20 protein-coding genes and 3 tRNA genes are annotated in these 20,524 nt (G+C 36.9%); 2 read left to right on the top strand and 21 right to left on the bottom strand.

Annotation, left to right across the window (positions count from 1 at the left end):
- Window positions 1-241 precede the first annotated feature (241 nt).
- The 9 genes from VCHSUH03_RS02545 to VCHSUH03_RS02505 all read right to left on the bottom strand — a co-directional run bounded on the left by VCHSUH03_RS02545 (window position 242) and on the right by VCHSUH03_RS02505 (window position 10,534).
- Entirely contained in the window at window positions 242-1,336 is a 1,095-nt protein-coding gene (locus VCHSUH03_RS02545) for a S1C family serine protease (protein ID WP_105093953.1), read from the bottom strand.
- A gap of 577 nt (window positions 1,337-1,913) precedes the next feature.
- Window positions 1,914-2,603 (bottom strand): response regulator transcription factor, encoded by a 690-nt coding sequence (locus VCHSUH03_RS02540; RefSeq protein WP_005387927.1) that lies wholly within the window; start codon window positions 2,601-2,603, stop codon window positions 1,914-1,916.
- Window positions 2,600-3,940 (bottom strand): sensor histidine kinase, encoded by a 1,341-nt coding sequence (locus VCHSUH03_RS02535; RefSeq protein ID WP_105085303.1) that lies wholly within the window; start codon window positions 3,938-3,940, stop codon window positions 2,600-2,602. Before VCHSUH03_RS02535 ends, VCHSUH03_RS02540 begins: the two co-directional genes overlap by 4 nt.
- A gap of 451 nt (window positions 3,941-4,391) precedes the next feature.
- Entirely contained in the window at window positions 4,392-5,744 is a 1,353-nt protein-coding gene (locus VCHSUH03_RS02530) for a pyruvate carboxylase subunit B (protein ID WP_105083499.1), read from the bottom strand.
- A gap of 528 nt (window positions 5,745-6,272) precedes the next feature.
- Complete coding sequence (locus tag VCHSUH03_RS02525) at window positions 6,273-6,599, bottom strand: hypothetical protein (RefSeq protein WP_105085301.1); 327 nt, start codon at window positions 6,597-6,599, stop codon at window positions 6,273-6,275.
- Complete coding sequence (locus VCHSUH03_RS02520) at window positions 6,586-7,758, bottom strand: glycosyltransferase family 9 protein (protein ID WP_105085300.1); 1,173 nt, start codon at window positions 7,756-7,758, stop codon at window positions 6,586-6,588. The genes VCHSUH03_RS02525 and VCHSUH03_RS02520 overlap by 14 nt, the downstream gene beginning before the upstream one ends.
- A 69-nt stretch (window positions 7,759-7,827) precedes the next feature.
- Window positions 7,828-8,772 carry a hypothetical protein gene (locus VCHSUH03_RS02515; protein WP_105085299.1) on the bottom strand — a complete coding sequence of 315 codons (945 nt, stop codon included), beginning with the start codon at window positions 8,770-8,772 and terminating at the stop codon, window positions 7,828-7,830.
- 8 nt (window positions 8,773-8,780) lie between these two features.
- Window positions 8,781-9,719, bottom strand: coding sequence for a phosphodiester glycosidase family protein (locus tag VCHSUH03_RS02510; protein ID WP_105085298.1), 939 nt, complete (start codon window positions 9,717-9,719; stop codon window positions 8,781-8,783).
- 11 nt (window positions 9,720-9,730) lie between these two features.
- A complete protein-coding gene (locus VCHSUH03_RS02505; protein ID WP_105093952.1) occupies window positions 9,731-10,534 on the bottom strand; it encodes a polysaccharide deacetylase family protein in 804 nt (267 codons plus the stop codon).
- Between the two features lie 234 nt (window positions 10,535-10,768).
- Between VCHSUH03_RS02505 and VCHSUH03_RS02495 the strand changes: the two genes are divergently transcribed.
- A complete protein-coding gene (locus VCHSUH03_RS02495; protein ID WP_105093951.1) occupies window positions 10,769-11,560 on the top strand; it encodes a carbon-nitrogen family hydrolase in 792 nt (263 codons plus the stop codon).
- Between the two features lie 158 nt (window positions 11,561-11,718).
- Here VCHSUH03_RS02495 and VCHSUH03_RS02490 read toward each other — a convergent pair whose 3' ends face one another.
- The 7 genes from VCHSUH03_RS02490 to VCHSUH03_RS02460 form a co-directional block, all read right to left on the bottom strand.
- Window positions 11,719-11,931, bottom strand: a complete 213-nt coding sequence (locus VCHSUH03_RS02490) for a hypothetical protein (RefSeq protein ID WP_105093950.1) — start codon at window positions 11,929-11,931, stop codon at window positions 11,719-11,721.
- 10 nt (window positions 11,932-11,941) lie between these two features.
- The gene (locus tag VCHSUH03_RS02485; RefSeq protein WP_105094000.1) at window positions 11,942-12,208 is read right to left on the bottom strand and encodes a type II toxin-antitoxin system RelE family toxin; all 267 of its coding nucleotides are present in this window, start codon (window positions 12,206-12,208) and stop codon (window positions 11,942-11,944) included.
- Window positions 12,198-12,419: a type II toxin-antitoxin system RelB family antitoxin gene (relB, locus tag VCHSUH03_RS02480; RefSeq protein ID WP_005387906.1), complete on the bottom strand. Its 222-nt coding sequence runs from the start codon at window positions 12,417-12,419 to the stop codon at window positions 12,198-12,200. Before relB ends, VCHSUH03_RS02485 begins: the two co-directional genes overlap by 11 nt.
- A 387-nt stretch (window positions 12,420-12,806) precedes the next feature.
- Window positions 12,807-13,550 (bottom strand): phosphate ABC transporter ATP-binding protein, encoded by a 744-nt coding sequence (locus tag VCHSUH03_RS02475; protein WP_105093949.1) that lies wholly within the window; start codon window positions 13,548-13,550, stop codon window positions 12,807-12,809.
- Complete coding sequence (locus VCHSUH03_RS02470; protein ID WP_105085292.1) at window positions 13,550-14,368, bottom strand: PstA family ABC transporter permease; 819 nt, start codon at window positions 14,366-14,368, stop codon at window positions 13,550-13,552. The genes VCHSUH03_RS02475 and VCHSUH03_RS02470 overlap by 1 nt, the downstream gene beginning before the upstream one ends.
- Complete coding sequence (gene pstC, locus VCHSUH03_RS02465; RefSeq protein ID WP_157939973.1) at window positions 14,355-15,236, bottom strand: phosphate ABC transporter permease subunit PstC; 882 nt, start codon at window positions 15,234-15,236, stop codon at window positions 14,355-14,357. The genes VCHSUH03_RS02470 and pstC overlap by 14 nt, the downstream gene beginning before the upstream one ends.
- Before the next feature lie 57 nt (window positions 15,237-15,293).
- The gene (locus VCHSUH03_RS02460; protein ID WP_105085290.1) at window positions 15,294-16,184 is read right to left on the bottom strand and encodes a phosphate ABC transporter substrate-binding protein; all 891 of its coding nucleotides are present in this window, start codon (window positions 16,182-16,184) and stop codon (window positions 15,294-15,296) included.
- 306 nt (window positions 16,185-16,490) lie between these two features.
- On the opposite strand from VCHSUH03_RS02460, the gene pgtP reads away from it, so the two are divergent.
- Entirely contained in the window at window positions 16,491-17,864 is a 1,374-nt protein-coding gene (pgtP, locus tag VCHSUH03_RS02455) for a phosphoglycerate transporter PgtP (protein WP_105085289.1), read from the top strand.
- A gap of 53 nt (window positions 17,865-17,917) precedes the next feature.
- Here the strand turns inward: pgtP and VCHSUH03_RS02450 are convergent, their stop codons facing one another.
- The 5 genes from VCHSUH03_RS02450 to VCHSUH03_RS02430 all read right to left on the bottom strand — a co-directional run bounded on the left by VCHSUH03_RS02450 (window position 17,918) and on the right by VCHSUH03_RS02430 (window position 20,334).
- Window positions 17,918-18,439, bottom strand: coding sequence for a DUF4178 domain-containing protein (locus tag VCHSUH03_RS02450; protein ID WP_105093948.1), 522 nt, complete (start codon window positions 18,437-18,439; stop codon window positions 17,918-17,920).
- Window positions 18,440-18,562: 123 nt separating this feature from the next.
- Window positions 18,563-18,648: transfer RNA gene (locus VCHSUH03_RS02445), tRNA-Leu, on the bottom strand.
- 12 nt (window positions 18,649-18,660) lie between these two features.
- Window positions 18,661-18,736, bottom strand: a tRNA-Phe gene (locus tag VCHSUH03_RS02440).
- A gap of 21 nt (window positions 18,737-18,757) precedes the next feature.
- Window positions 18,758-18,833 (bottom strand) — tRNA-Asp (locus VCHSUH03_RS02435).
- A 286-nt stretch (window positions 18,834-19,119) separates the two neighbouring features.
- Entirely contained in the window at window positions 19,120-20,334 is a 1,215-nt protein-coding gene (locus tag VCHSUH03_RS02430; RefSeq protein WP_241567126.1) for an inverse autotransporter beta domain-containing protein, read from the bottom strand.
- Between the last annotated feature and the right edge of the window lie 190 nt (window positions 20,335-20,524).

Here is a 20,524-nt window from a genome sequence, read left to right as displayed (position 1 = left end):
TTAAAAGCTCTCTTACTGTCACTATCTTGTACTGACAAATACATAATAACATAAGGTACCTTGGTTTGCAAGGTACCTTGTTAAAAATATTTACTTTTTCTATTTTTTTAGATAGAAAATCACCCAAAAGGCAGATAAACACTATGTTTATTTAACCAAAAAAATTTTTGAAATTTATATGGTAATGATCTAAAATGAAGAAAATCAAAAAAAATCCTCATCAAAGATGAGGATTTTCTATTTATTTTGAAGATGCTTGTCCTAATTTAATCTGTGCGCTCTTCATTTTACCATTATGGGTATAAGATACTAAAATTGTATCGCCAGGGCTCTTAGCATCAATTTGCTCTTTTAATTCAAGTAATGTAGTGATATCTTTGCCATCAATTTGAGCGATTGTATCACCTTCTACTAACCCTGCTTTAGATGCAGGACCATTAGAATCTAATTGTACAATAAGAAGACCTTCTCCTTCATAACTTACATTATTGCGTGCTGCTGTTTGACGATCTACCGCCCATACACCGATATATGGGCGAACAACCTTACCATTTTTAATAATAGAATCTACAACTGTCATAGCTGAATTGATTGGAATGGCAAAACCCATACCTTCAACGCCTTCTTTGGAAATCTTAGAGCTATTGATACCGATTAACTCACCATCTGCATTAATGAGAGCACCACCAGAATTACCAGGATTAATAGCTGCATCAGTTTGAATCAATGGGAATCGCTGCCCTTGATCATCAATAGTACGCGCCAAAGCACTAATTACACCAGATGTAACAGAACCTTTAAATTCTAGACCTAAAGGATTGCCAATCGCGATAGCAGGTTCACCTACTTGTAAGGAGTCAGAGTCACCAATTTTAATTGGTTGAATATCCTTTGGAGGATTGATTTTAACAACAGCCAAATCTGTTTGAGCATCTGTACCGATAACTGTACCTGTTACGGTGGAACCATTAGACAAAGATACTGTCACCTCTCCATTTTTAGCGCCCGCTACAACATGGTTATTAGTTACAATATGTCCATCATTATCAATAAGTACACCAGATCCTACACCTTCTCCAGCATAGATAGTACGATTAAAAATATCCTTTTGGAAAACTTGCGTAGTAATACCTACTACAGCTGGGCCAGATTCTTTAGCAGCTTGAACCACGTACGTATTACGTGTATCTGTAATTGGCTTTGTCTGTTTCGTTTGTTCTCTCACAGTAGCTTGATGTGTAACAGGATTACCAAAGAAATAGTATCCACCACCTATGCCAATTCCAAGTGCGAGCACACAGGCAATAATTGATTTCTTATGTTTTGAAAAATTCATTAATCTCTCCTTATATTATTTCTTATTAATCTCTTCGAGCCATATTCATTATTATCTCGAATACTAATCGGAATAAAATAAACACGTTAACAACAATGTAATATCATGTTATATCTACTTTCATCACAATAAATTTTATAAAATCAATTGTGATAAAACTATTATAGTACTCATTCTTTTACAATGCAAGATAACAAAATATTAAAACAATAAAAATATGATGACTAAATAATAAATACACAACTATAGAAAAACATAAAGGGCATTCACTAGCCGTCGCTAGGAATGCCCTTTATGCATATAGTTTGAGAGTGTAAGGACTGTTGAGAGAGAGTATATGTGATCTAGATAAGTTTGAGAGAGAACTTATTAAGAGAGAGAAGTTTAGTTATTTTTTATCTAGAATCAATTGTCAGCCTTACCTAGATAAGTATACACGGAATATCTAAACTATCAAAGGAAGTATATAAACATTTTTTAAACCTTTGATTATATCTATATAATAACTCTCTACAAACACATATTTTATCAACAGCCAACAAATACGTGAATTAAAAATGAAACCTTTTTTCAGTCATTAAACAAATTTATAACCAACACCCCATACAGTAATGATGTGCTTACTATCGGATGGATTATCTTCAATTTCTTCACGTAAACGGTTGATATGAACCGCTACAGTTGCATAATCACCGTAAGAGTCAAGACCCCATACGCGAGAATATAATTCTTCTTTACTAAATACGATATCACGGTTGCGCATCAAGAATTCTAATAACTGGAATTCTTTCTTTTTAAGGTGAACTTCTTTTTCGTTTACCCAAACTTTCATCATCTTAGGATCAAGACGGATTTCTCCAGATTGAATCGCATTAGTTTCCATTGCATCGCGCTCTGTTAAGCGTTTATATTGTGCCAACATAGCTTTAATTTTTGCAATCAATACAGATGGAGAGAATGGTTTTTCAATATAGTCATCAGCACCTACGCCGAGACCACGGATTTTATCGATATCATCGAGACGAGCTGTTACCATAACAATTGGTACACGAACCTTGTCACGAATTTGGCGGCAAACTTCAAAACCATCCATTTCTGGCAACATAACATCAAGGATGATAAGGTCTACAGGAGTATTTAAGGCAGCCTCAATACCCTCAGTACCATTAGTCATAATAGTTACATCATAACCTGCCACCATCAAATAATCACGCTCAATATTGGCGATATCCAAATCGTCTTCAATAATTAAGATATGTTCACTCATGATTCTTCTCCTTGTTTAGGAAATTCTAATATAATACGTAGACCATGTGGTCTTACATTTTCAATCACAACTCGGCCTTCAAAGATTTCCATAATTCGACGAATAATCGACAATCCAAGACCACTACCTTCTTGTGGATTCGTACGAGATGAATCTACACGGTAGAATGGACGCATTAGACGTTCTAGAGATTCTGGTGGTACCCCTGGGCCATCATCACTGATAACACAGTATACAAAATCATCATCACTAGTTACATCAATAACACAATGACCAACATCGGCCATTTTATACTTAGCACTATTGTTCAACACATTTTGTAAAACCCGCTGTAACAATTGTGGGTTTGCATTAATGAAAGCATTTTCCGCTGCTATACGGAATTTAATTTCTAGACCTCTTGTTTGATAAGGAGCCAAATGATCTTCTACAAAATCACGTACATATTGACCAAGTTCAATTCGTTCAGATGGACGCGACTCTTTTTTATAATTCAAAGTTGTAATGAGGAATAACTCCTCTAACATCGAATCTAAATCATTAGCTCGTTTTAAAATAATTCCCATGTAGCGTTTTTGTTGTTCTTCTGTTGGTGCAATACCATCACGAACACCTTCTGCATACGCTTTAATAGCTGTTAACGGCGTTCGAATATCATGGGATATCCCTGCTAGTAACTCTTTTTGTTGCTCCTGCTCCATTTCAATCTGACGATTAGCCATTTCTAAGGATTTTGTCATATTCTTAACATGAATCATGATAAAGCGTGTAACAAATCGGTTAATAGCAAAGAATGTAACAATAAAGAGTAATATAGCCACTACAATAATATAGAAGGAAACTGATTCCATTAAGCTATCACTACCATGAGTAGCGCGCTTTATAGCAATATGATATACGTAAGCATGACGCCCATCGTATTTCCGCATTTCATATACGAACGTATTATTGGACTGATATACAATACCTTGTAATTCAGGGTTTACATCAATAAGACCAACAATAGCAGAAGCGCTATAGATTTGAGGATTACCATAGCTGTACACCATATTACCTTGATCTAGTACCTCTACATATACTTCCTTCGGATCGAGTAGACTATAGCTAGGCTTTACTAAGGTATCTATTAAGTTGTTTTCTAAACCATAAAAGGTAATTGTTTCAGTGATTCGACTGACACTTTTAAACTGTTGTTCCTGCTCAATACGCAAATAGTAACCGGCATTAGCCAATATGCGCAGACCTGTAAAGTATAGCAAAAATAAGATAATTGCTATCAAAATAGGCACTACAAAGAGCACAACATTGGATATCCAAATCCGTATTTGTAAATTCACAGGGTTACCTCAATATCATAAATAGTAGATACTTCTTATAGTTTACGCTATTTTTAATACTTAAAGCAAGTAAAAAGAGTAAAAAAATGATTTAACCTTCATATTTTCTTCATTGTCAGTTTATAATTACTAGATATTACATAAGGTCTATATGCCTTTTATTACCTACTATTTTTCAGTTTTTAATATAACTTACACGCATCCGGGTAATCTATAGATATATACTACAAGTAATTTTTAGTACATCAAAGCTAGTGACAAATATCTATCAATACAATAGCCTCTATATTTTTTATAAAAACTCTAAATATAAATACTAAGTCTATAAAAATAATTTTTTACATCATAATATGATCATCATAATAAATGCACTATTCACATACATAATCTAATTGCCTTATTTTGGCATAAAAAAAGAGGATTCCTAAGGAATCCTCTTTTACTTTTTAGATTAACGACGGTTAGCTTCAAAGAAGTTAATAGCAACTTCTGGGAACATAGCGTATGTTAATACGTCTTCTTCAGTGATGCCAGTGTAACCTTTGGAGTTCAAGTCTTCAGTGTAACCTGCCAATTCAGGTTCGATAAGATCTGCTGGACGGCAAGTAATAGGTTCTTCATCGCCGATGATAGTGTGACGAATTTCGTCAGAAATTTTACCAGGCAACGCACCATATTTACCGCGTACAAGGTCTTTAACTTCGTTAGGAACCATTTTGTAACGGTCGCCCATCATAACGTTCATCATAGCCATTGTACCAACGATTTGGGATGTTGGAGTTACCAATGGAGGATAACCCAAGTCTTCACGAACGCGTGGCATTTCATCCATAACGTCGAAGAAGCGATCGCCCATACCCATTTCGTTCAATTGGTTTTGAGTATTGGACAACATACCGCCAGGAATTTGGTAACGACGAACAGCTGGGATTACATCGCTAGCTGGTTTCAAGTTGAATTCTTCAGCGATTTGTTGTTTTACTTTACGGAAGTGGTCAACTAATGGAATGTATTTATCAAGGTCAAGACCAAGATCCCATTCAGTACCTTTGAACATTTCGATCATAGTTTCAGTAGCTGGTTGGCTAGTTGCATGAGCGAATGGAGAGATAGCAGTATCGATGATATCTACGCCAGCTTTAGCAGCTTCCCAGTATGTAGTGCTTGCAAGACCGCAAGTGAAATGGCTGTGCAAGTCGATTGGCAAATCGCCAAAACGTTTTTTGAATGTGGAAACTAAATCGAATGCATCAGCAGGTCCTAACAAACCGGACATATCTTTAATGCAAAGGGAATCAGTACCCATTTCAACCAAAGTTTCAGCTACTTTCAAGAAGCTTTCAGTTGTATGAACTGGAGAAATAGTGTATACCATAGCGGATTGAACGTGTGCGCCTGCTTTTTTGGAGTACTTAATAGCAGCTTCCATGTTACGAGGGTCGTTCAATGCGTCAAAAATACGGATACGGTCGATACCATTTTTTACAGCAGCTTTACAGAATGCTTCTACTACATCATCAGAGTAATGTTTGTAGCCCAACAAGTTTTGACCACGAAGTAACATTTGTAGTGGTGTATTTTTTACATTAGCTTTTAATTTGCGAAGGCGTTCCCATGGATCTTCATTCAAGAAACGAAGACAGCTATCATAAGTAGCGCCGCCCCAACATTCAAGAGCTTCATAACCAATTTCATCTAAAAGGCCAAGCACTGGTTCCATTTGTTCATAACGCATGCGTGTTGCCAAAATAGATTGATGACCGTCACGAAGAACGGTTTCGCAGATTCTTAATTTTTTAGCCATGTTAATCCTCCAAATCGAAATAGTTTTGTGTATGTAATTTTATACATCCACCACACAACTATCTCATACCTATTTTTTTACGATTTTTATAGCACTTGCTCACACAAGCAAATACTCTACAAATCGTTAAGACATACTTATATTAGACTACTTATAGAATTCTTTGTCAACAACCACATTATGCAATTTTCTCATAATTTCATGTATTCTTTTATGATTTTTTCGTGATGAAACTCACAATAAAGTGCTAAAAAGCTAGAGTTTAACGTGTATTTTTAATCAAACGCTCTTCTTATTAATTGCTCTTTTTAATGAGAAATAGAAATTTATATCGTAATAATTTTTAGTTATTATTTATCAGCCTTCAAAGTATATCGGTATTTATAAATCTAGTAATTCGATAATCATCGGTACACTTATAACCTCATCAATTTTATTGATAAGATCCCCGAATTCTTATGTTTTATAAATATACAAAAGAACCTACCTTTTATAGGTAGGTTCTTTGACTAAATGTTCTTTATCATATTATTTTTCAGGTTTTACCTTTTTAGGCGCCGTTTCAAGAACGATATTCTTACCATCTCGTTTTACTTGAATAGAGAAAGCACCTTCACCTTCTTTAAAGTATTCCATCTTAATGTCGAGCAACATTTTACCAATTAATGTTTCTACCTTATCTGTAAGGAATTCACGATAAAATGCATCTTCCTTCTGTTTGGGACTTTGATGTACTACAGGTTTCTTTGCAGAACGTTCCATATCTAGCATAGTATCTTCAAAATTTTCAGTATCTTTAAAGTTTTTCATCATATCCGCATCAGATAAACCTTTTTGAATTTTAAACTTTGCCATATTTATCTCCTATCAATTCGAAAATCGCCTTTTTCACTCGTACTGAGTCAATACCAGACATACAATATTGATCAGGCTTAGGACAACGTCGTTTACGACAACCTAAGCAATCTAACTCATCATTAACAAGAACCTTAAAGTTTCCCGTTAGTGGCCCCCATAACTTAGAATCCGTAGGGCCAAATAATGCCACTACTGGTTTATTTAAAGCCAATGCAATATGTAATGATCCTGTATCAGCAGTCACTACTACATCGCTATTTTCAATTAAAGCCCCTACCTCTTGAAGTGTAGTTTTCCCCAGCATATTTAGCATAATTTTATCAAGGCCATCAGCTGTTAAGGAATCCATCAATGGTTTGTATTGAGTAGCCTCCTTTGGACCACCTAAACAAACAAAATTAGCTCTATACTGAAGGGATTTAATAAGAGAATACCATTTCTCTTGAGGCCACTCTTTCGTCGCCCAAGACGTGCCTAACACAAGACCTACGCGTAGTGGCTTTTCTACTCCGCTACGCTCCAAAGATGTGTCATAACTAATTGATTTCCACTGTTCTTCTGCCCAAACATGCAAATCAGATGGCACAAAAAAGTCCATATGGTATAGCTTTTTACCAGTTACCCCATTTGCTATACAAGGTTTTACATCATCCTCAGAAACAGCACTGGATACATTTAGGTCACTATGCTCTGTAACGGCAGTATTCAGTAATTCTGCTACCTCTATATATCGCTTGATAACATGATCCGTACTCGGCTTTGCTTTGTAGTTTGTAAACAGCCAATTTAGTTCTTTTGTACCACCAAGGCCAAGGCGAATAGGTGCACCTGATGCTAATAAAACGAGCCCTGTTATGAGTCGCCCTTGTACATCGACAGCCACATCAAATTTATAGGGTTTCAACTTGTCTCTAAGTTCCCACCACATGCGCCACATCGTTGGAATATGTAGTTTTTTAGAATGTGCTTCGTATTCATCCCGTTCCCACGGAATGATTTCATCTACATAAGGATTTCCCTTTAAAAGTTCTACCATGCTAGGTGTTACAATCCAATGGAGCTTTGACTCTGGATAGTGTTCTTTAATCCAGCGTGCTGCAGGTGTAGCATGTAGTATATCGCCTATGTAGCTGAGTCGTACAAATAATATATTCATAGATATCCTTATAGTACAAACGAGTATAGGAATAAAGCCTTTATAATGAATCATTATAAAGGCTTTTTCTTAAGATTTCTTTTTACTGTCACTACTGGAAGATTTAGAAGATGTATCATCTTCTGTTACCTTCGTAGTTTCATCACTACCATTCTTGATAATGTCTTTTACGTCGGACAATGTCAATTCATTGAATGTAGTAGGATGATTGTATTTATATACCGGTTTAAAGCCTACACCGAGTTTACCAGTGTAAACAGTTAAGGCGTTATTATCTTCATCAACACGAGCAATGTAGATAGTTTTATCCATATCTACACCGATTAAACGGAAACGCCCTGGTGGATTAATTACACGCCAACCACCTTCAATACCATTAAACATGAAAATATCGCCGGTCTTAACATTATCGTAGAAGAATCGATCTTCATCATAGAATACACCAATATGTCCAATATCAGTAGCTTGCATATAGACACGACGCGTATCATAGTTTGCATCGGTACGATAAATACGATATGCGTTTTCTTGAACTTTTACCTTCATATAAACAACATTCGTCGCTTCAGAGTAAGCAGCATCTACAATTTTACTATTACGAGGTAAATCTTCAAGTTTTGTATCTACTTCATGTTCAGGATCATCTGCATTTAGACGAGCCATAACTACCTCTCTAGAGTCATATAGACCCATGATAGCATAGTTACGGTCAGGCATCCAACTAAAGTAACTAATAGAACGGCCCTTCAAATCAATCGTTGTAGGCTTGCTTTCATTAGCCTTGTAAATTTTCAAAGAGTTTTCAGTAACAACCGCCATAAATTGACGGTCATAAGATACATATTTAGTACCTTCCTTTACATCTGGGAAGTTCTTAGTATCATCCTTTGAAGCACCAGCCACATTAAAATCTGTAGTTGGTGCAAACATATATTGGTCAAGGTATAGGTACACCCCACCTTGCAGAAGAATACCTACCGCAAAGGCGCTCAGTACACGCGTAAAAGGTTTCATATGTCCTCCTATTTCACGATAAACGCCGTTGGGATCATGCGTTCCCCTAACAAATCGGCTGGTTTGTTTACTACTTTACCATTGAGGTATAGTGTAGAACTAGAACCACCATCTAAATTTGCTGCAATGTAGCAACCTTTTTCATATAAAATATCTTGTACGTCACGCAATGTAGCGCCAAGAGAATAACCTGGTTGACGACCATCAATTACAAGGAACAGTACTGTACCATCTTTCTTTTGACCAATAGCAGTACGTGGGCCTACACCCCAACCACCATCACCTTCTGTAATCATCTTCTTACCATCCACGATAAGAGGCGGACCAAAGGTAATACCTTCCATGGCTTTCATATCCCCAAGTTGAGTTTTATCATAGTTACCTGCGATAAGGTTACCAGATTTAGAGAAGCCTACAAAATCAACGGCTTCATCAGGTCCTACATCCTTACCGATAATGTACTCACCATCATGCAAGATAAAACCATAAGGTAATCGACCTGTACCTGTGCCGTTAGGATCATGGAAACCACCGCCGTTAATAGCGGCTACAGCATTATTCATCTTCGCAATATTACTTGTCGTATCGCCTTTTTCTTGAATGTTAGCCGCTGTGCCTACTTGGATACGACGAGGATCTGGAATTTCAAGAATATAACCTACATAACGAGCAGACTGGATTTTCTCAAGATTTAAAGACTTGTCTTCACGAGCATTAAACTTGAATAAATCTTGGCTTTTAACAACCCCAACAGTCCCCAAAATAGATTGCAGTTCATCTTCATTGAACAGCCACGTAATGTAATGAGGATGACGAGATTGTAAGATAGCACCGATAACGGCGCGTTTCACATTATTAAATGGTCCAAAGAGCACCACGAATGGTGAGGTCACAACGGTAAATAAGAACACCATGATGATGAACTTTACCCAATTCTTTTTGAACAATGTATTTCTCCTTATAAATCAGTGAAATGCTCGGTGCTAATGCGTTCTTCAAAATGCTTGATATCTACCGCATTACCTACCCAAACACGCAAAATATTATATGGATTATCACCAGTATGAGCCCAGCCAGATTTCATAGCCATACTCATTTTAATGCCCGCTTTTTTAGTAGCTGCATCGGTGAATGCATTTTTATCTCCATATGGATAGCAGAACCAAGGATTATCCTTAATACCGACTTCTTTTGCAAGGGCCTCTTGAGCCTTTGTGATATTCTCTATTTGTTTAGCTTCAGACAATTGACCCATTTCGATATGTTGGAACCCGTGATTAGAAATGGTCATACCATTCTTATGCATTTCACGAATTTGATCCCAAGTTAACCGAGTGCCTACATCGCCAGGATTGATAAATACAGTAGCTGCAAAACCATATTCTTTCATAAGTGGATATACGATAGAATACGTATCAGCATATCCGTCATCAAAGGTTAATACAACTGGTTTCTCTGGCACTGCAGCACCACTTACAACATAATCATATAATTGATCCATCGTTAGTGGATTATAGCCATTATCCTTGAGGAATTTCATTTGCTCTCGGAACAAATCCTCCCGAATAACCGCATCATTATCTTTATCGTCGCCGATTTTATGATACATAAGGACAGGAATGCCCGATGGATGTACCATCTTGACTTCTTTTACTGGTGGCACTGAACTAGTAGGCTCTGTTTTTTGTGAAAGTAATCCACAACCTGCCACAAGCATCGCCAAGGCCACAACTAATAGTGTTACTAACGGAATCCGTTTCATAGGTCCTCCTCTATCAGAACACAATTATATACAGAATATTATAACATTTCTATGAAGAATAGTAAAAATTAACGTACTACGAGCACCTCGTCAATCGATTTTCGAGGCCTTGGGTACATAGCTTCATCCGGAACACCTATAGCAATTATTGTAATCTACTCAATAATGTTTTAATATTTTAATTATAATACATTTCACACAAACGATACTATTTCAACAAATAAAGGATGTACTATGAAAAAGCGCATAACCATTATTCAAATGGACGTTCACGTAAATGACGTAGAATACAACTACAATCGCGTTCAAGAGTTACTCACTCGATCACTTACAGAAAATCCTGATATTATTGTTTTACCTGAAACTTGGAATACAGGCTTTCATCCATCAGATGATTTAATTACCATTGCCGACAGAAATGGGGAAAGAACAAAATTATTGCTCTGTACCTTTGCAAAAGAGAACAAGGTGAATATCGTAGGCGGTTCTGTGGCTGTAGCGAAAGATGATTTGGTATTCAATACATCCTATGTTTACAACCGAAGCGGTGAACTTGTAGGAGAATATTCCAAGATGCATGGCTTTAGCCCTGCCAAAGAAGACAAATACTTTGCTAGCGGTACTCATACGACTCATTTTGAACTCGATGGGATCCCTTGTAGCACGGTCATCTGTTACGACATTCGTTTCCCTGAACTGGTGAGAATGGCTGCATTACCAGGTACTGAACTACTATTCGTACCGGCACAATGGCCTACGATGCGTTTACGTCACTGGCAAGTACTCAATGAAGTACGAGCTATAGAAAACCAACTCTTCGTCTGTGCCGTAAATGGCTGTGGCACAGTAGGTCGAGTTCAAAGTACAGGTCACTCTGCCGTCTATGATCCATGGGGTACCAACCTACTCGAAATGGACACTAAGGAAGGCATTGCTTCCATAGACATCGACCTCGCTGTAGTCGAAGATATCCGTAACAAAATTAATATCTTTAGAGATCGCAAACCGGAACTCTACAACCTATAACATAAAGGCACGTTGTTATTGAATTTCTCCTTATATTAGGAAAAGCATTCATTTAACAATGTGCCTTTAGTTTTGTTTTGTTTTCTTTTGTTTTATTTTTATTGTACTGTATGGAGGAAATAAATTACTCTAGTTTGTTCCGGATTACCGGCCATACTTTAAAACTCAATAAGTTTCCACATTTCCTCTGGAACTTGTTCTAGAGGTTTATTTTTTGCCATAGCTTCTTTTAGGATATCAATGGTATCTTGTACTTCTTGTTTATCCTTTGTATTTGGGTCGTGTAGAATGACACGGTTTAAAGAGCCTTCACCAAATTGTTTTAAGTATTCTTTTTCTACTTGATTAAGTTCACGACGTAAGTATTTCATAATATATCCTCTATTTGTAAATATCTTTTCTATGACCAACTTCTAAGGCTAAAATAATGCATCTATTGTCATTAATATCAGCAATGACTCTATAATTACCAATGCGATAACGCCACAGCCCTGTTTTATTACCCGTCAATGATTTTCCTGAGTACCTAGGGTTTTCTACATTATCTACATTCTTTATGAGCCAATTAAAAAGATAGCGTTGCGTTGATTTATCTAATTTAGAAAATTGATTGTCAAACCGTTTAGAAAACTCAAGTTTATAATCCATATTTTGCACGCATTTCCGCCACAGAATAGGTAACTGGATCTTGCTTGTATTCTGCTAATGCTTTTTGACCTACCTTAAGGTCAAATTCATCTTCAATCTTTTCTAGTAAAGCCTTCTTAAAGAGGGTAGAAAGTGTTTCATCCATAAATTCAGCATAGGTTTTAAATAACTCTTCTTCTTGTTCATTTAGACGGACTGAAATATTTGCCATATAAAAGCACCTCCTTATGTAATACATTGTATTACATAAGGAGGTGCTTAGTCCATATTTTAAACTCGCAATCATTATTATTTTAACAAAATTTTATATTTATAATATTAATAATTTACATTGCTTATTAGATTATATAAAAACTGATTAGCCCCTATTTCACACACAAAAAAGGCACACCACCCTTCTCTCGTCTCTCAGCGGCATGCCTTTTTATGTATATAGTTACTCTCGAACTATATCGTATGTCAGTCTGGCTAAACTCTCTCTAAGTCCCTTTTTGACACGCCAGTATGTCACCTTTAATATACGATTATAAAATAACTTTGTCAACAGTTTATAGAAATTTTATCTTTAATATTTTTAGAAAATATAAAATTTTTAAGATTATCCACCAAAAGCCAAATAATCACGAGTTAATTCTTGTTGTGGATCAGAGAATATTTGCTCTGTAGCACCCCACTCTACCACTCGGCCATCATTCATAAAGACAGTGTAGTCTGCAATACGTCTAGCTTGTTGTAAATTGTGAGTAACAATGACAATCGTTTGTTTTGCTTTTAACTCTGTTAGCAAGGCCTCAATATGCAAGCTATTTTTTATATCTAAAGCAGAGCATGGTTCATCAAAGAGTATTACGCGAGGATCTACGGTCAAGCTTCGTGCAATACACAGGCGCTGTTGTTGACCACCAGATAAAGAACTTGCCAAACGCTTTACATCACCATTAATTTCGCTATATAATCCAGCCTGCTCTAAACATTGTATCGCTTTAGCCTTTCTGTCTGTAGAGGATAACTCTTTATAATAATTTAGAGCAAATAACATATTGTCTTCAATGGTACCAGGAAATACGGTCGGGTGTTGTCCGATGAGACCGATTTGGCGACGTAACATTTGCGGATTTATTGAGTCTACAGATAGACCATCATAAATGATTTGTCCATTAGTAACTTTTTTTGGTGCCTGCAAACTACCGTTAAGCGAAGCGAGCAATGTACTTTTACCACAACCAGACGGGCCAATGACTGCAGTAATTGCACATTCTGTAATAGGCAAGGTTATGTGTTGCAAAATAGGATGCTCACCAATGGACACCTCTATATTTTTAATATCTAATATTGTGCTCATCAAGACCGCCCTCCTATCCAGCGACAAATGATATTAATGCAAAGTAATATAACCATCAACACGAAGGCTGTAGCATAGGCTAAATCTACGGAATAACCTTCGTTGACTAAAATGTACAAATGGTATGGCAAGGCCATAAATGGATCCGTTATATTCGGTATGGACCGCGTATATAATACGGCGCCAGTGTACATAATCGGTGCGGTGGCCCCCATCGCATAGGCCGCCCCAAGGGCTATAGCGCTCAATCCGTCGCGCATGGCACTAGGTATGACCATATGCATCCATATATAACTTGGTGAAAGCCCCATATTGAGAGCTGCCTCATACGTTTCACGAGGAAACTCGTGGAATACTTTCACAAGGCGCAACGTAATAAAAGGTATAACCATTACCGTTAACGTAATCGACGCAGATAATAAGCTTTTATCGATACCTAAATATAAAATCAGCACACTATAGCCGAATAAGCCAATCAAAACAGATGGCAATCCGGACATACAGCGTAGAGTGAATAAAAAGCATTCTGATTTCCATCTGGAAATATTGCCATATACCATGTAAAGAGCACAAGGAATACTTACAATAGCCGCCATAGAAGCCGTTAATAAGCCCTCGAGAATACTGCCGATTATGGCAGGGAATATGCCTCCTTCTACACCGAGAGGCATGCCCGCTGGATAGAGCCAGAGGAAATCAACAGTTATTAACGGTCCACCATGATACACAATATAGGCGCAAGCAGCGATGAGTATTGCCATAACTAGGACTAGACTGCCATAAGCCCAAGTAGCTAATGCAAGATTAGATAACTTCATGATGACCGTCCTTTCTAGTTTTCCAAGAATACATATAGACTAGAACATTAGTCAGTATCAAAATCATTAACAATACTAACGCTGCTACATATAAACCGCTATAATGCAAACTGTTGTACTCTACACTACCCATTTCAAGGGCAATAAGAGATGGAATCGGCTCAGCCTTACCTAATAAGCTAGGCAAGATAGGCGCATTACCGACAACCATCATAACGGCCATGGTCTCGCCCATAGCACGGGAGAAGGCTAAAACAGAACTAAGAATGATTGAACCTTTAGCACTAGGTAATACTATCGCTTTCATAGTATGCCACGGCGATATGCCAAGGCCCAAAGCCGTTTCTTCATAGCGCAGACGATAGGTTTCGATAGATTCTGTACAGTGAGTCACAATATAAGGCAAAATCATAAAGGCTAATACGAGACTAGCCGATAAAATAGACTCACCAGTAGACAAAGAAAACATGGATTGAACGGCTGGAACCACTACGGCAAGACCGATAAAACCAACAATAACAGATGGTATACCGGCAATCATATCGATAGTAGATAAACAGAATTGGCGAATACGTGGCGATACGCCTAGACTCAGGCCTATAGAAGTACCAATCCCTAAGGGCAACGCCCATAGCAAAGATAACAGCGACACATAAATGCTAGCCGAAATAATATAGGAAAGACCTAATACAGGGCTTTGCGCCATAGGCTTCCAGACTGTACCGGTTATAATATCCATCCAAGACATATGTATTAAAGCAGGCCACGCCTCTATCGCCATATAGAGCACGAGCCCTATATATAAGGCGAGAACAGACACCGCCATAATCGGTACTATGCCAGATGTAAAACGATCTGATAAATGCATAGACTCTCCTTTCATAAGAAAAAAGCAAGGCCGCAGCCTTGCTTTTATTCTATCTGATTAGTTTACAGGAACAAAGCCCATTTTATGAATAACTTTACGGCCTTCTTCAGACTTCAAGTATTTTGTGAAAGCGTCTGCTACGCCACCCATATTACCTTTACCTACGATGAGAAGTGGACGTTGAATTATGTAAGAACCATCAGTAATCGTTTCATCTGTTGGTGCTACACCATTAACTTTGAAAGCAACGATTTGGCCTTTGTTTTGAATCAACATGCCATAAGATGCATAACCAATAGCATATGGGTTTTCTTTAACTTTAGTTACAAGAGCACCCATGGATGGAGCTTGAATAGCGTCTTTAGTTACCTCTACAGAACCCATGATTTTTTGTTGGAATACTTCATGAGCACCGCCACCAAGGTCACGTGTTACTACGATAATTTCTTGGTTAGGCAAGGATGGATCTACTTGATTCCAAGTCTTATACTCGCCAGAGAAGATTTTAATAATTTCTTCTTTACTGAGATTATCTTTTACTGCGTATAAAGGGTTTTCAGGATTTACGGCAATTGTCAACGCATCAATACCTACTTTGATTTCGTTGTAATCTTTAATTTTTGCTTTTTCGCTGTCTTTTACTTCCCGTGCAACTAAACCGAAGTCCGCAGTACCATCGATAACGGCTTTAATGCCAGTGCCAGAACCACCAGAAGATACATAAATAGTAATATCTTTATCTGGCAAGGAGCTATCTGCATGATTCCAAGTTTTATTTTTCTCTGTGAAATCTGTAGCGATTTTAGAAATAACTGGTGCCAACGTGGAGGAACCATTATAAGTCAATTGAGTAGATTGAGAACTTTGATTAGAACCACAACCTACAGTAATAAGCATGGCTGCACCAACACAAGCAGCGAGGATAGCACGTTTAGTAAAACCTTTCATATACAATCTCCTTAAAATAACAATAACTAAGAGCTATTTAACATCCGTATAATTATACCAAATTCTAAATCATCATTACAACAAATTTCAGCACCTATAGAATGTAGTATTTCTACCACATGTTACTATATCCTAATCCTGCTATATACATATAAATAACATTTTTTTGTAAAATAATCATATATCAATTAATTTTATAATTCTAACGCTTAATTTAGTACCATTAATCATTTACATAAATCGTCTAAAAATGGTAGTATTAGCAGTGCACTAGAATTTGGTTATTATGAAAGAAAGGTAATTACTATGTTTTCATTTCTACAACCAAAAGAGGCAAAACCATCGGTTCCACAGAATATGATTATGAATCTATATTACAAATATAGATTTCAATCTCTAGCCGGTATATTTATTGGTTACGCTGCGTACTATATCGTTCGTAACAACTTTGCCTTATCAACTCATTTTTTATCAGATATCTTACACATGAGCAAAACGGAAATCGGTTTGCTATCTAGTGGTATGCTTATCGCCTACGGTCTAAGTAAAGGCTTCATGAGTAGTCTTGCTGACAAAGCAAGTCCTGCAAAATTTATGGCTTTCGGTCTTATTTGCTGTGCAATCATCAATATTTTTATGAGCTTTGCCGATAGCCTCGCTTTCTTCTTAGTATTAGTAGTTCTTAATGGTTTCTTCCAAGGCTTTGGTGTAGGCCCATCCTTCATCACACTCGCTAAATGGTATCCAAAACAAGAACGTGGTCGCTTTGGAGCAATTTGGAATATCTCCCATAATCTTGGTGGCGGTATCGTAGCACCAATCGTAGCTGCTGCGTTATACTTCACCACTACTGATCACTGGCAATTAGGTAGCTATGGTATTCCTGCAATTATTGCGATTGTAGTAGCTGTTATTATTGGCTTCTTGATTAAAGAAAGTCCAGAACGAGAAGGCTTACCACCAACTAGTGAAATCATTGCCGATACATCTCATAAAGCACATAGAAGTGCAGAAGCACCTCACCTAAGCACAAGACAAATTTTTGTACAATATGTATTAAAAAATAAAAATGCTTGGTATGTGTCTCTAGTTGATACATTCGTTTACATGATTCGTTTCGGTATGCTTACATGGTTGCCTATTTACTTATTACAAGTGAAAGGCTTCTCTAAAGCAGAAATGTCTATCGCATTCTTATTCTTTGAATGGGCAGCCATTCCTTCAACAATTTTTGCAGGTTATATTTCCGATAAATTCTTTAAAGGTTATCGTATGCCACCAGCAATCATTGCAGTAAGTATTATCTTCTTCTGTATCTTTGGCTATTGGCAAAGTGAATCCCTCTTGTGGGTTACATTCTTTGCTGCTGTCGTAGGTTGCCTAATCTACATTCCTCAATTCTTAGCATCTGTACAAACTATGGATATTGTACCGCCATTCGCTGTAGGCTCTGCCGTTGGTCTTCGTGGCTTCATGAGTTACATCGTAGGTGCCAACCTTGGTACAACTCTATTTGGTGTTTTGGCAGACAAATTTGGTTGGAATGCAGGTTTCTACCTCTTATTAGTAGCATGTGTTCTTTGCATTACATTCTGTGTACTTGCACACTTCGGCGCAAAAGAATTAGATGCTAAAGAAGCAGAACTTGAACAATTACAACCAGCTGAAGCAAACAGCTAACAACTAAATTCTAGAGCAAACCAAAAGGTAGCAACATATATTGTTGCTACCTTTTATTTATTCTTAAAAAAATTTGCCAAAAACCAAATAATTGGCCCTATGAATCTCACCTTCTTAACAGTATCCATTTTATCTAGAATAGGCTTAGTTATCTCTGCATTGCTTTCAAGCAACACATATTTTTTATCAACATAAACGCCTTTGGAATACTCTGTCGTATGAACCCGTTTTTCAATAGTAAGTATATGAGTACCCTTATCATCTTCATACTCTTCATAACGAGAGAAAGCACCAATATCTATATCTGTATCTATATCCCCTCTTGTACCTATTGCCATCTGATAACTTCGATGAACTACGTTCATATCAGATGGTATTACTTTGCCACATAACTTTGTAAACTGATATACATCACGCTTTTCATTCCAACTGATCCAAAACTCAGCATTATTCTTGTGTTTAACAAGCTTATACTTATACCAAATTCTCCTATGAGTATCAATGTAACGAATTTTGCCTAGGATCGTATATAACTCATTTCGGATACGCAATGTATCGCCATAGTTAAATTTCATAAAACACTCTCATTCCCAAAACAATATATATTATTAATTACTATGATTGTACACATAATATGAAATTCTGCCTAGATGGATATAGCAAAAAGGACCTACAGTAAACTGTAGGTCCTTATATTTTGGTGCGGTTGGAGGGACTTGAACCCTCACGAGCGTACGCTCACCACCCCCTCAAGATGGCGTGTCTGCCATTCCACCACAACCGCATGGAATACAAATGGTGCCTCAGGACAGAATCGAACTGTCGACACACGGATTTTCAGTCCGTTGCTCTACCAACTGAGCTACCGAGGCACGTTTTTTTGTAAAAAAAAATGGCGACCCCGATCAGATTTGAACTGACGATCTTCGCCGTGACAGGGCGACATGTTAACCGCTACACCACGGGGCCGCGTATCAACTCTCGTTGACTACTCGTATATATTAACATGAGGTAACCTGCTAATGCAAGTACTTTTTTCTAATTTTTGATGAATTTTTCCAAAATATATGAAATTAAGAATTATCTAGCAAAAATCATATAGATTTACCATTTATATTTCAAATGCTCATTTATACGCAATATTTCATAGAACTATAAAATAAAATTGGTATCCACCTATTCTAAATAATAGATAGATACCAATTCATTAAGATTTATTAAGAACTATAAACAATCATAATTAATACGATTCTAATTATAAATGATCCCAAGGACCGTCACGCAAGTCTTGTTCCCAATAATACTCAACCTTCATATCACTGCGTTTAACCTTATCAAACATCTTAGAACGTGCCGAAGTCATCACATTTTCACTATGTTTACCACCAAAGTACGCATATCTAGACTTACCTAAAGTATACATAACAGATACATAAGGTTCTACAGAACTAATATTGCTTTTACCAATTCCTAAGTCTACAGAGATATGAGGCGTCACATTCATTTTAGCGCCTACCTTTAATCCATGTATAGATTGCCACTTATGTTGGTCAATATAGAACATCTCTGTTGGCTGTTCTCCTGGTGCCTTTGTTTTCCAGTGATATCCTTCCACATAACTAGATAGCCAACGAGCATTCTTATAATCACGTGTATATCGTATATCAAAGCCATCCAATACATGTTCATAAGAATATCGAGGTGTTGTATGAATACCATCAGGTGGTGTACTAAAGCTATCATGAAAATCTATTGCCCGCGGCACTTGACGTAAAGGTGTATTAAATTGATATGGACCCACCTTTTTTTCTGATAGTCCACGGTATACATTGACACTAATCGTATTTAGACCAGCTACATATTCTAAACCTGCACTAACCCGGGAAAATTTATCTTTAAAAGCATAGTCATAGAATACATTGGCTCCGACGTAAGCGTGTTCATTTATACTAAGGCGACGATAACCAACACCAGCAGTACCGACAAGACCAAGAGTATCATGTTTTACTACTTCACCTTTATCAATATAATACTGTTGAACATCAGCCAGGCTCCCATATGCGTCAGGACCATTCCAATATGCACTAGTGGAAATTTTTTCACCACCATTACCATCTAATCGACCTTGTACAAACACCATGGATTTGCCATCTTTACCATATTGTTTTATGGGTTGTAATGTTTCTATAAAATACTGTGTATTCACTTTATGGTTGGAGTTATGATTCCGGTAATGGAATCGTGTATCATACGTTAAATTATTATCCGTCATTTGCTTATTAGGCATTGCATAATCATGATAGGAATCTTCTTGGCTTCCTTTAAAACCAATACCAATATCAGTACGATCCATCCAGCTTGATTGAACGTTTTCCCCAGTATCTTTATCTGCTGCTATTGCGCATGTAGCAAAACTACATGTCAACGCTGTACATACTAAAGATTTGATAATAACCTTTTTACTAACCATAGTCTCCCCTTCTTTATGTGAAATTTTCATGAAAGATACTTTTATTATATATTCTTTAGTCAGCTAAAGCAATAATATATCCTATCCACTTTATAGCATATATATTCTCTATAGTTTATTAGTACATATATTTGAAAGTTCAACTGTTTTAAGTGCTACTAATTAATAGTTATAGTGAATCGTCTTTGAC

The sequence above is a fragment of the Veillonella infantium genome, from assembly GCF_002959895.1.
GTDB lineage: Bacteria > Bacillota > Negativicutes > Veillonellales > Veillonellaceae > Veillonella > Veillonella infantium.
Note: the sequence above shows the minus strand (reverse complement) of the source record. Positions and strands in the feature narration are given on the sequence as shown.